At 66.5% G+C, this 11,915-nt stretch carries 12 protein-coding genes; 4 read left to right on the top strand and 8 right to left on the bottom strand.

Annotated elements, in window-relative coordinates:
• Positions 1-29: 29 nt before the first annotated feature.
• The 3 genes from AC6CIE_RS17435 to AC6CIE_RS17425 form a co-directional block, all read right to left on the bottom strand.
• Positions 30-1,031, bottom strand: coding sequence for a FecR domain-containing protein (locus tag AC6CIE_RS17435; protein ID WP_175137675.1), 1,002 nt, complete (start codon positions 1,029-1,031; stop codon positions 30-32).
• 11 nt (positions 1,032-1,042) lie between these two features.
• Positions 1,043-1,552 (bottom strand): sigma-70 family RNA polymerase sigma factor, encoded by a 510-nt coding sequence (locus AC6CIE_RS17430; protein ID WP_218343037.1) that lies wholly within the window; start codon positions 1,550-1,552, stop codon positions 1,043-1,045.
• A gap of 125 nt (positions 1,553-1,677) precedes the next feature.
• On the bottom strand, positions 1,678-1,920 hold the full coding sequence (locus tag AC6CIE_RS17425; protein ID WP_191576154.1) for a hypothetical protein: 243 nt from the start codon (positions 1,918-1,920) through the stop codon (positions 1,678-1,680).
• Positions 1,921-2,176: 256 nt separating this feature from the next.
• Between AC6CIE_RS17425 and AC6CIE_RS17420 the strand changes: the two genes are divergently transcribed.
• Positions 2,177-4,282, top strand: a complete 2,106-nt coding sequence (locus AC6CIE_RS17420; protein ID WP_498093133.1) for a PTS sugar transporter subunit IIC/EAL domain-containing protein — start codon at positions 2,177-2,179, stop codon at positions 4,280-4,282.
• Here the strand turns inward: AC6CIE_RS17420 and AC6CIE_RS17415 are convergent.
• Both AC6CIE_RS17415 and AC6CIE_RS17410 read right to left on the bottom strand, forming a co-directional pair.
• Positions 4,275-5,177 (bottom strand): prohibitin family protein, encoded by a 903-nt coding sequence (locus AC6CIE_RS17415; RefSeq protein WP_370632992.1) that lies wholly within the window; start codon positions 5,175-5,177, stop codon positions 4,275-4,277. The two genes, AC6CIE_RS17420 and AC6CIE_RS17415, sit on opposite strands and share 8 nt — an antisense overlap.
• Positions 5,178-5,421: 244 nt before the next feature.
• On the bottom strand, positions 5,422-6,057 hold the full coding sequence (locus tag AC6CIE_RS17410) for a DMP19 family protein (RefSeq protein WP_175137671.1): 636 nt from the start codon (positions 6,055-6,057) through the stop codon (positions 5,422-5,424).
• A gap of 180 nt (positions 6,058-6,237) precedes the next feature.
• On the opposite strand from AC6CIE_RS17410, the gene AC6CIE_RS17405 reads away from it, so the two are divergent.
• Together AC6CIE_RS17405 and AC6CIE_RS17400 are read left to right on the top strand one after the other, a co-directional pair.
• Positions 6,238-7,302 (top strand): M4 family metallopeptidase, encoded by a 1,065-nt coding sequence (locus AC6CIE_RS17405; protein WP_175122760.1) that lies wholly within the window; start codon positions 6,238-6,240, stop codon positions 7,300-7,302.
• The gene (locus tag AC6CIE_RS17400) at positions 7,299-7,631 is read left to right on the top strand and encodes a protealysin inhibitor emfourin (RefSeq protein WP_175122759.1); all 333 of its coding nucleotides are present in this window, start codon (positions 7,299-7,301) and stop codon (positions 7,629-7,631) included. Before AC6CIE_RS17405 ends, AC6CIE_RS17400 begins: the two co-directional genes overlap by 4 nt.
• Here the strand turns inward: AC6CIE_RS17400 and AC6CIE_RS17395 are convergent.
• A complete protein-coding gene (locus AC6CIE_RS17395) occupies positions 7,552-8,823 on the bottom strand; it encodes an MFS transporter (protein WP_498093130.1) in 1,272 nt (423 codons plus the stop codon). The genes AC6CIE_RS17400 and AC6CIE_RS17395 overlap by 80 nt on opposite strands.
• Positions 8,824-9,032: 209 nt before the next feature.
• Here AC6CIE_RS17395 and AC6CIE_RS17390 point away from each other — a divergent pair, with 209 nt between their 5' ends.
• Positions 9,033-9,839, top strand: a complete 807-nt coding sequence (locus tag AC6CIE_RS17390) for an AraC family transcriptional regulator (protein ID WP_498093128.1) — start codon at positions 9,033-9,035, stop codon at positions 9,837-9,839.
• Positions 9,840-9,904: 65 nt separating this feature from the next.
• Here AC6CIE_RS17390 and tam read toward each other — a convergent pair whose 3' ends face one another.
• Both tam and AC6CIE_RS17380 read right to left on the bottom strand, forming a co-directional pair.
• Positions 9,905-10,678: a trans-aconitate 2-methyltransferase gene (gene tam / locus AC6CIE_RS17385; protein WP_175122756.1), complete on the bottom strand. Its 774-nt coding sequence runs from the start codon at positions 10,676-10,678 to the stop codon at positions 9,905-9,907.
• Positions 10,679-10,899: 221 nt separating this feature from the next.
• Positions 10,900-11,886: a TerC family protein gene (locus AC6CIE_RS17380; protein WP_175122755.1), complete on the bottom strand. Its 987-nt coding sequence runs from the start codon at positions 11,884-11,886 to the stop codon at positions 10,900-10,902.
• Between the last annotated feature and the right edge of the window lie 29 nt (positions 11,887-11,915).

The raw sequence follows: 11,915 nt of genomic DNA, 5'->3' as shown, positions 1-11,915 counted from the left end.
GAAGGATGAGAATCACAAGGCCACGCGATTCACACGTGGCTCACCGTCACCCAGTAACGCGTATAGCGGCGCACCTGCACCGGGAGGATTTCTTCAAGCATGGCCAGGACCTTGTCGGTGTCGGCCAGCGGGAACGCCCCCACCACGCGCAGCCCGCCGGCCGCGTCCGTGCAATGCAGCAGGCCCGGACGGTAGCGGCCCAGTTCGTTCAGGAACGCCGACAAGGGCATTTCGTCCGCGATCAGCATGCCGTCAAGCCAGGCCGACACGCCGGGTTCCAGCGTCCCCGGCGCAAAGCTGCCGCCCGCCGTGAACTCGGCCTGTTCGCCGGCCCGCACGCGCCGCGGGCCTGCGTCCGTCGACAGGCCGCGCACGTCAACCGCGCCTTCCAGCACCGCCACCCGCATGCGGCCAGCCTCCAGATCGCGCACCAGAAAGCGCGTGCCCACCGGCGTCACCACGCCGCCGCGCGTGCGCACGCTGAACGGCCGGCCGTTCGCATCGGGCGCGGTCGCGATCAGGATTTCGCCCTGCAGCAGCACCAGTTCGCGGTGGCTTGCGGTATAGCGCAGATCCACCGCGGTGCCGGCGTTCAGTTCCACCTGCGTGCCGTCGGGCAGCGTCACTGACCGGCGTTCGCCGGTGCCGGTGCGCAGGTCCGCCGACAACCGGCGGATCGCGTCACGCTCACCCACGGCCCAGGCGCCCAGTCCGACGCCAACGGCCGCGAACATCAGGCGCAATGCGGTACGGCGGGACTGGATCAGCGGCGCCTGCAGCAAGGTGCGCGATGCCACCGACGGCCCCGCCTGCGCCACGCCCGCCGCGACGTCGCGCGTCAAGGCGCCCAACCGCTGCCAGGCCAGCTCGTGGGAAGGTTCCGCCCGCCGCCAGCGCTCGAAGCGATCGCGTTCGGCGGGGCTGGCGTCTTCACGCAGACGCGCCCACCAGTCCGCCGCCTGCCGGATCACTTTGGGATCGATGGCGCCGGCCTCGGGCGCGTGGGGCCGCAGCAGCTTGGCGTTGTCCATGAATTCTGGGGTCAGCCGTATACGGCCGTGTAGCAGTGCACCAACGCGCGCGCCAGCGACTTCTGCACGGCGTTGGGCGTCAGTCCCAGCTGCTGGCCGATCTCGGCATACGACAGGCCGTCGATCTGCGCCATCAGGAAGATCCGGCGGCTGGTCATCGGCAAGGCGTCGAGCAGTTCGCAGACTTCCGCCAGCGCCTCCAGGATCAGCGCGCGGGCCTCGACCGAGGGTTCGACGGCCACGGGCTGCAGCGCCAGCGTCTCGGCGTAGGCCGCTTCCAGCGCGGCGCGGCGCGCCCGGCCGATCAGCAAACGGGTGGCGATGGTGCGCAGGTAGGCGCGCGGTTCATTGAGCGGTTCGCGGAGATTGGCGCGGATCAGGCGCTCGAACGTATCGTGCGCGAGGTCGGCCGCGTCCGACGCATTGCCCAGCTTGCGTTGCAACACGCCCCGCAGCCATTGGTGATGGGCCTGATAAACGGACTGCACCTCTGCACGAGAGGCAAATGAGGAGGATGGCATGGCGGTGCGGCCCGGCGTCGCCGCCTGAGAGCAAGACGAGATGAAAATGATTCGCAATTATAGATGCGGTTTTCGTCTTTGCAAGGCGCCGCCCCACGCGCCCGCCGTATGGTGGCGTGTCGCCGCTAGTAGTCCATCGGCACGTGGCTCTGTGCAGCGCGTATCTCTTGTATATGGCGTTCGGCTTCCTGGCGTTCGACGGCGGGCGGCAGCGCGCGCCAGCTCACCAGGTTGCCCGGCGTCTTCAAGGGCATCCAGCCCAACACGCTGTACAGCGAAATCGCGGTGCCGCCGGTATCGAGCCGCGTCTCGTAATAACCCTGACGATCCGGCACGGTGTCGCCGGGCGTCCAATCCAATTGAGGCATCCAGGTCTCCTCCTGGTGAAGCTTATGTGCAAGGACGCGCGGTCCTTGCAAGGCGGATTCCACCGATCGTATAGCGTCCGGACCGGCTTGTCCTCTATCAAAAAGACTGAATTTCCAATTATTGACAGAGGGGAATCCCTAGGCCGCCGGCACGTTTTTGCATTGCTAAAGCCCGAACACAGGCGCTAGCATGCGGCAACGGATTTTTACCCCCGGCGACATGCATCGCCCGGGCCCCTCGCGCCACAAGACGGCCATGCCGAAATCGATCTTTCCGCAGTACCCAAGAGATCGGCTGGCCGCCCTGGCAAGCGCCAACTCCCTGCGCGCCATCCGCGAAGGCCTGCTGTGGGCCATGCCCTGCCTGCTGGTCTCCGCCTTGTTCCTGGTGCTGTCCGTTTGCGCACGCCTGTTCGGCCTGCCCGACAGCATTGCCGATCTGCTGGCGGGTCTGCACCGCGCGCTGTCGGGCGTCATCCCGCTGCTGGCCGGCACGGCCATCGGCTACATGCTGTCGATCCGCCACCGGCTTCCGCACCTGCCCACCGCGCTGCTGTGCCTGTGCTTTGTCGCCATCGCCGAAAACCTGCTGACGCCCTACCCCCGCGCAGCCGCCACGCTCACCTTGTTCATCGCGATCGTCACGCCCATCGCGGCCGTGCCGGCGATGGCCTGGCTGCACCGGCGCCGCTGGACCCAACTGGCGCCGGACGGACTGATCGGCGAAAACGTCCGCGACTCGTTGAACATGATCGTGCCGGGATTGCTGACGGCCGGCCTGGTAATGGCGGCGCTGTCGGCGGCGTTGAGCATCCCCGCCGTGGCACAGGTCGACATTCCGCTGAGCCTTGCGTCGCTGGACAGCCCCTACACGTCCGGCGCGCTGGTCGGGGCGCTCAATTCCCTGTTCTGGTTCTTCGGCATCCACGGCGCGCAGGCCATGGCGCCCATCATGGACGTGCTGGACCAGGCGACCCGGCTCAACGCCACCAGCGTGGCCGCGGGATACGAAGGCGTCTATGCGCTGAACGGCACGCTGCTGGGCGCGTTCGTCTTCATTGGCGGCTCCGGCGCAACCTTGTCGCTGGTGGTGGCGATCCTCCTGTTTTCGCGCAGCGATTCGCTGCGGGTGCTGGCGGTGGCCAGCATTCCGGTGTCGCTGCTGAATATCAACGAGATCCTGCTGTTCGGCCTGCCGCTCATCCTGAATCCCCGTTTGCTGCTGCCCTTCGTGCTGACGCCCGTGGTCAACGTGCTGGTTGCCGTGGCGGTCGTGCAACTGGGCTGGCTGGCCCCCGCCACCGTGGCGCTGCCGCTGACATCGCCCGTGCTGTTCAACGCCTACCTGGGCGCGGGCGAAAGCCTGGCGGGAATCGTGCTGCAATGCGCGCTGGTCGCGCTGGGCGCCTGCATCTACGTGCCCTTTCTGCTCGCGCTGGAGCGGCAGCGCCAAGCCGATGCCACGGTGTACTTCAAGTCGCTGGACACCACCTTTCCGCAGTTGCAGGAAGAATCCCTGCTGTATGCCCATGACCCGGTCGCGTCCACCTACGCCACGCGCGCGCGCCGCCAGGCCGAGGTCGCACGCATCCGCGCCATCAGCGAATACGACTTCTATCTGGAGTTCCAGCCGCAGGTATCGATGCGCACGGGCCTATGCACCGGCTGCGAGGCCCTGCTGCGCGCCACCGGCCCCGAAGGCACGCAACAGGCGCCGCTGGAATTCCTGCGCTGGCTGGCGCGCGCGGACCTGATGCGCGAAGTCGATCTCTGGGTGGCGCGGCAGGCGGTGCCGCAATGCCTGGCGTGGCGGGCGCAGGGCTTCACGATGCCCATGACCATCAACGTCACAAGCGGCACGTTGACGGCGCCGGCCTTTCTGGACCGGTTGATCAAAGTGCTGGCGCAGGCGCAGGGCCAGGTCTCGGTCGAGCTCACGGAAGACGCGCTGGTCGAAGACGCCGACGCGCTGCACACGGCTTTTGACCGCCTGCATGGCATCGGCGCACGCGTCTATATCGACGACTTCGGCACGGGGTATTCGGCGCTGAGCTACCTGCACCAGTTTCAGATCGACGCGGTCAAGATCGACCGCAGCTTCGTGATGGCGCAAAGCCACGACCGGGGCGCGCTGGTGATGAGCGGCCTGCTGCGATTCTGCGAAGCGCTGAACCTGCAGATCATCGTCGAGGGCGTGGAAACGGAGGGGCAGTTGTCCGCGCTGGCATCCAGCGCGGAGATCGTCGTGCAGGGCTGGTACTACAGCAAGGCGATGTCCGGCGAACACATCGTGGACTTCGCGCGTCGGCGGCGGGAGCTCTCCGCCCTGCCGGCGCATCCTGCCAGCGCGGCCGCTACTTGATGCCGATGAAGGGCAGCGCGGCGCCCGGCACCTGCGTGGACGGCAGCACGCCATCCCACTTTTCAACGGCGTTCAGGCTCACCAGATTGGTGTTGGCGGCCAGCGCCTCGGCCTTGGCGCGGATCGACGCCGCTTCGGCCTCGCCGCGCATGCGGATGCCGTCGGCTTCCGCGGTGAACTGCTGACGGCGCGCATCGGCTTCGGCCTTGGCCTTCACCACCTGGATCTCGGCGGTGATCATCGCCGTTTCCTTCTGCTGGCGGGTCGTCTCGATCTGCACCTGCGCCAGCATGCGCTGTTCGATCGAATGCTCGTAGGCCTGCGAAAAACCCACCTCTTCGATCTGCACGCCCACCACCTGGACCGGCGCGCCTTCCATCGTCTTGAGCACGGCGTTGTTCACGTCCAGGCCGAGCTTCTGGCGTTCCTGGATGGCGCGTACGGCGGTGTACTGGCCAAACACGTTCTTCACCGCGTCCGGCGTCTTGCGTTCCAGCACGCGCATCTGCAGGTTGGCGATGGTGCCGTACTCGGAGTAGAGCTCGGCCACGTGCTCGGACGGCACGCGGTACGTGACCGACACGCGCAGCGTTGCGGGCTGCTGGTCGTAGCTGTAGGCCTCGAGCTTTTCGAACACGAAGGTGTGGTCGCGCACGGACACCGTCATCACGTTGTCGATGAACGGCGTCTTGAAATCCAGTCCGGGTTCGGCCACGCGCACGAGCTTGCCGTTGCGCAGCACCACGCCGCGTTCGCCCTGATCGACCTGGAACCACGATCCGAAGGCGATGAACAGGATCAGCAGGAAGATGAGTGCGGTTCCAATGGCGAATTTCACGTTGCGCGGCTTGACCGCGCCGATCGTCTTGACCATCTGGATATCTGTCGGCTTCATCTTCACTTCCAATCCCTGTCTGTTCTTTTGCGTTTACGGTCCGAGAGCACCGCCGCGATGCCGCGCGCGAGCAGATAGGCGACTACCGCCGCCCCCACCAAGATAAGGAAATACCGCATCGAGCGTCCCCCCCGGGAAAGAAGGACGGGATTCTATCCCGCAGCGGCCGACCCGCCGCAGGCGTGTATCGACGTAATGTGGCGATACGTTTCTGAACGTTTCTGCTGCAGTGATTCTGCCGGTTTCAGGCGCCGTACCAGCGCAATCCCAGCCGCGCTATCGAGTCCGGGTAGTCCCAGAATGCGTGATCCAGCGACTCCATTTCTTCCTGCTCCTGCTCGGTCATCGCGCCGTAGATGTCGTTGAGCTGCACCACTTCGGGCGAAGCCTCGAAACGGTCGATCAGTCCGCGCATGCGCGACAGCACATCCAGCATGTGCACCGCGCCGATCTTGCGCAGCGCCTGCAACGCCAGTTGGCAGGTCTGGTCGCCCCAGTTGCACAGAAACTGCATGAAGCCGCCATTGTTGATGTCGGCCTCCATGCGCCACAAGGCCACCAGTTCCTGATCGGTTTCCGACAGCCGGTCGAGCTTCCATTGCGCGGCTTGCAGCGTCGCCATGGCTTGCTCGTAGCGCAGATCCCACAGCAGATCGTGCACGTTCAGCATCCCTTCCGGCACAGGTGCGGCCAGCGCGGGCCACACGACGCCATGCCCATCGTCCACCAGTTGCCAATGCGTGCGCGCCTCGGGTGTCGCCTCGTGCAGGCGGATGTGCCGGCGGATCGGCTCCTTGACCTCGCGGCCGTCGGCAAGCGTCAACAGCACGTGCGTATCGGTGAGCGACAAGGAAACGATGCGGTAGTCAGGCGTGGTCATGCAAGGGTCCGGAAAAACGGGAAAGCGCAAGACGCTACCGGATCGGCGCAGCGCTGTCGAGGCGCGTGCGTTGCCGCTGCGCATCGCGCCGCATCCTGTTACGGCGCGCTGTTCACCCATCTGCTACGTTAACCAGGCATGCGCCGGGGTGTCCTCCGGCGCCTTTGCCGGAGACCGACCATGCCCCGCCCTTCCGAGTCCGCTCCATTGATCGGAGTGGTCCCGCCGTACATGCTGGACCGGCTTGCGCAGCATACCGATGCGCGCGTCAGCATGCCCGCCGTCAAGACGATGATCATCGATCAGCAGCAACGCAGCCTGCGCGAGATGGCCGAGCAGCCGCCGCGCGCAACGCTGGCGCCGGCACGCCAGGTGGCGCCGGCCGGCACGCCCGACCGCGCCGTGCATGACGCGGGCAACAGCACCACGCTGCCCGGCAAACTGGTGCGGGCCGAAGGCGCGCGGCCCAGCGGCGACGCCGCGGTCGACGAGGCCTACGCGCATCTGGGTTCGACCTACAAGCTGTTCTGGAACGTGTACAAGCGCCACTCCATCGACGCGCACGGCCTGCCGCTGATCGGCACGGTGCATTACGGCGAAGACTACGAAAACGCCTTCTGGAACGGCGCGCAGATGGTGTTCGGCGATGGCGACGGCGAAATCTTCAACCGCTTCACCATCGCCGTCGACATCATCGGCCACGAACTCACGCACGGCGTCATCGACACCGAGGCCGCCCTGCTCTATCAGGGCCAGTCGGGTGCACTGAACGAATCGCTGTGCGACGTGTTCGGCGCGCTGGTCAAACAGTATTCGCTGGGGCAAACCGCCCGCCAGGCGGATTGGCTGGTGGGCCAGGGCCTCTTCACGGAAAAGGTGCGGGCGCGCGCACTGCGCTCCATGGCCGAGCCGGGCACCGCGTACGACGATCCGGTGCTGGGCAAGGACCCGCAGCCCGCGCACATGCGCGACTACGTCGACACGCCGCGCGACAACGGCGGCGTGCACATCAATTCGGGCATTCCGAACCGCGCGTTCTATCTGGCCGCCACGGCGTTGAATGGCAATGCGTGGCAAGGCGCGGGCCAGGTCTGGTACGACACGCTGTGCGACAAGCGCCTGCGCCACGACGCCGGCTTCAAGGACTTTGCGGGCCTGACGATCCAGATCGCCGGCGAGAAGCACGATGCGGCCGTGCGCCGCGCCATCGACGACGCCTGGAAGGCCGTGGGAGTGCTGCCATGATCGAACTGCCCTCGCTGGATCTCGCCCAACTGGTGCGCTTGACGCGCGAGGGTGGTCTTGCCTACCTGCCGGGCCTGGCGCAGCCGCGTCACATCGACATGACTGCCTGCCCGCCCGGCGTGCGGCAGGAAGTGTGCGAGGCGCTGCTGCATGCCGCGCCCAAGGCCGTGTCCTGCGGGCCGGATGCGCGCGGCGATCAGCGCTACTTCCACGTTGAAGTGGAGTTCGAAGGCGCAGACGCGCCGCGGATCACTTTTGACGTGCCCGAGGCGGATGCGCCGCCGACGCTGGTGCAGCTGTGGAAGCGCCAGGCCGGCCAATCTGGATAGCGCGCCCGGCATACAGCCCAGCCAGCGCCATCAGCGCGCACAACGCCGCACACACGCCCAGCGCAACGCCCCAGCCGCCCAGCGCGTCGTGCACGCTTCCCACCAGGGTGGGGCCCGTCGCGGCGAACAAGTACCCCACGCATTGCGCCATGCCAGACAGGGCCGCCGCCTGTTGCGCGTGGCTGGCGCGCAGCCCGACAAACGCCAGGCCCAGGATGATGCCCGCGCCGGTGCCCAATCCCAGAAACGCGATCCACACCACACCCCATGCGGGCGCCGCGATCAGGCCCGTGAACGCCACGAACGACGCGCCCGCCGCGCAGAACGCCGCCGCGCGCTGGTCCTTCAAGCGGCGCAGCAACGGCGCCAGAAAGAGCGCGGGCGCTGCGGACGCCAGCTGCATGAAGCCGTGCAGCGAGCCCGCGCGCTCGGGCGAAAAGCCCGCGTCGTGCAGGATGGCGGGCAGCCAGCTCACCGCGACATAAAACACGAACGAATTGATGCCCAGGTACGCCGTGACCTGCCAGGCCAGCGGCGAGCGCCACAGACGCACGCCGTGCGGTGCGTGCGCGGTGGTCGCGGCGGGCGGCGTATGGTTGGCCAGTTGCGGCAGCCAGAGCAAGAGGCTGAGCAGCGGCAGCGCCAGCATGCACAGCGTGGAAAACCGCCAGCCGCCCAGTTGAAGGTTGGCCAACGGCAATTCGGCCAGGGGAATCGCGACGGCCGAGGCCAGCCCGGCTGCAAGGCCCATCGTCAGCACATAGGCCGACGTCAGGCCCGCCAGGCGCTGCGGGAAATCGCGCTTGAGCAGACTGGGCAGCAGCACGTTGCCCAGCGCGATGCCCGCGCCGATGATGGCCGTGCCCGCGTAGAGTCCCACGGCATCGCCCAGCACGCGGATCCCGATTCCGCCGGCGATGAGCAGCAGCGCCGCGAAAAGCGTGCGTTCCAGTCCAAAGCGGCGCGCCAGCCCCGCGGCAAACAGCGACACCACCGCGAAGGCCAGCAGCGGCAGCGTGATGAGCATCCCCGCCGCCGCCGACGACAGATTCAACTCGGCACGGATCAGGCCGATAAGCGGCGGCACGCCGGTGAACGGCGCGCGCAAGGCCATGGCGATGAACAGGATGCCCAAGATCAGCAGCGCGGGACGGCTGGGTATGGGGTGGCTGGATGAAGCGTGGCTGGACATAGGTTGGCCGGGTGCGGGGTGGCCGGGTGTGCGGTGGCTTGGCATCGGGTGGCGGGAGGCTTGCATGGAGTCAGCTTGGAAATTCTTCAGGCATCGAGGCCCTATTCGATCCCGCCAGCTTACGCATCGTCCGCTTTACCGAATTTCGAGATAATGACAAACTCTCTTGCAATCCGGTCAAAACGCGCCCTTCTGCCCGGCCGACGCCCATGCGCACGCCCGATACGCCCACCGCTCCGTTCGATCCCGACAGTTCCACGCAATGGGCCTTCGCCATGCCCGTGCATGCGGCCGAGCGGGACAACGAATCGCCCACGCATCAGCATCACATGGGCCAGCTTGTTCTGGCGCTGCGCGGCGGGGTCACGTGCTCGGTGGCGCAGGGCCTGTGGATGGTCCCGCCGCAGTGCGCGGTCTGGATTCCCGGCGGCCAACCCCACAGCAATCGTGTCACCGCCAATGGGCGCATGTGCTTCCTGTTCGTGCCGGCCGACACGCCGCGTTTGCCCACGGCCTGCTGCACGCTGTCGATCACCCCGCTGGTGCGCGAGCTGGTCGTGCACCTGGCCAACCTGACGCCCGCCGAGGCCGCGGCCGACGCCAACCGCAAGCTGGCCGACGTGCTGCTGGACCAGCTGTCGCACATGCCCACCGAGCAGCTGCACCTTCCCATCTCCGACCACCCGCGTCTGCGCGAAATCGCCGGCGCGCTGAACGCGGACCCCGCCGACCGCAGCACCGTCGCGCAGTGGGGCAAGCGCGTCGCCATGAGCGAACGCACGCTGGCGCGGCTGGTGCAGCAGGAGGTCGGCATGAGTTTCGGCCGCTGGCGCCAGCAACTGCACATCATCCTGGCCTTGCAGCGGCTGTCGGCGGGCGTGTCGGTGCAACGCACGGCGGACGACCTGGGGTACGAATCGGTCAGCGCCTTCATCACGATGTTCAAGAAGACGCTGGGCAAGACGCCCGCGCGTTACTTTGCGGACAAGACCGACGGGCAGACGGCCGTGCAATGATGCCCGGCCAAGGGCTTGGCCTCGCGCGGAGAACCGGGTTCGGTGTGGCCGCGGGATTGCCCGCCCTACGCCTGCTTCGCGCTCGCCACGATGAACAGCCGCGGAAACGGCAACAGCACGGTGCCGTCCGCCAGCGCGGGATAGGCCGCTTCGATCAGCGACTGATAGCGCGCCAGAAAGCTGGCCTGCTCATCGGCATCCAGCTTGTCCAGATACGGCCGCAGGGCCGTGCCCTTGAACCATTCCACCACCGCCGCGGCGCCCGCCAGCGGATGGTGATACGTCGTGCGCCACACATCCAGCGTGCCGCAATGCGGCTTGAGCAATTCGTAGTACCAGGCCGCGCTGTGCCGCGGCGGATGCTTCACGCCGCCCGTCTTGGCGGCCCAGGGCGCCTCACCGGCCACCTGCCGGGCAAGACGGTGCGCGGGCTCTTCCAGGTTGTCCGGCGTCTGCACCGCCAGGCTGCCGCCGGGCGCCAGCTTGGCCACCAGCGCCGGATACAGCGTGGCGTGGTCGGGCACCCACTGCAGCGCGGCATTGGCCAGGATCACGTCGTACGCCTGCGGCGGATTCCAGCTGGCGATGTCGGCCAGTTCGAACGACAGTGCAGGCATGCGCTTGCGCGCGGCGTCAATCATGTCCTGCGAACTGTCCATGCCTGAAATCTCCGCGTCCGGATAGCGGCTGGCCAGCACCTCGGTGGAATTGCCCGGCCCGCAACCCAGGTCTACGGCGTGCTTGACCACCAGGTTGGGCAGCGCCGCCACCAGGTCCCGCACCGGACGCGTGCGTTCGTTTTCAAAAGCGGAATACTGCTTGGCGGACCAGGTATTCATGATCGTTCCTTGTTTGGCGGCCGGATGGTGAGACCCGGTGGTGAGACTCGGTAGCGCGCGTCGGAAATAGCGGTTTGTCAGCCGCCGACTCTACGCCTGGCCCTTTCCAATGACAAATCCACAAAACACCCGCCTGCCATATCCGGCGCATATGGCTTGCCACAAAAAAAACCGCCCGCCGAGCGTTGCCGGCGGGCGGGTTCGTGGGGCGGTAAGCCGGATTACTGAGGCTTCAGCTCATCCGTGCGGGTTTTCCACAGCGAGAACAGCACGCCGCCAAGGATCAGGCTGAAGGTCACGCCCAGCGAAATCGCGGGAGGCACCTTGCCGATGAAGCCGACCAGGAAGATCTTCGTGCCGATGAACACCAGGACCAGGGCCAACGCGTACTTCAGGTAATGGAAGCGGTGGATCATCGCCGCCAGGGCAAAGTACAACGCACGCAGGCCCAGGATCGCGAAGATGTTGCTGGTGTACACGATGAACGGGTCGGTCGTGATGGCGAAGATTGCGGGCACCGAGTCCACGGCAAACACCAGGTCGACGAACTCGATCAGCACCAGGGCCAGCAGCAGCGGCGTCGCATAACGCACCTTCTTGGACGTCGCCGGATCGGTTTCGGTCACCATGAACGCGTTGCCGCGCAGGCCGTCCGTGACACGCATGTGACGCTTCAGGAACTTCAGGATCGGGTTGGTCGCGATGTCAGGCGTCTGGTCCGCGATCATCCACATCTTGATGCCCGTGAACACCAGGAACGCGCCGAACAGATACAGCAGCCAGCCGAAGTTGCTGACCAGCGCGGCGCCCAGGCCGATCATCGTGGCGCGCAGCACGATCACGCCCAGGATGCCCCAGAACAGCACACGGTGCTGGTACTGGCGCGGGATCGCAAAGAAACTGAAGATCAGCGCGATCACGAACACGTTGTCCATGGACAGCGATTTCTCGATCATGAAGCCCGTGTAATAGGCCATGCCGCTTTCGGCGCCCATGTTCCACCAGACCCAGCCACCGAACAGCACGGCGGCGGTGATGTAGCCGGCGGAAAGCAGCAGGCTTTCACGCACGCCGATCTCGCGGTCTTCCTTGTGCAGCACGCCCAGGTCAAAGGCCAGCAGGCTGACGACGATGCTGATGAAGAGCAGCCAGCTCCAGGTTGGCGTGCCGAGAAAATCGGCATTGAAGAAGGTGATCAAAGTGTCCATGATTGCCCCGCTAGATTCGAAGGTGCCCA

The organism is Achromobacter sp. GQ309 (assembly GCF_059759315.1).
The sequence above is the reverse complement of the archived record's forward strand: the minus strand, read 5'-3'. Positions and strand labels throughout refer to the sequence as shown.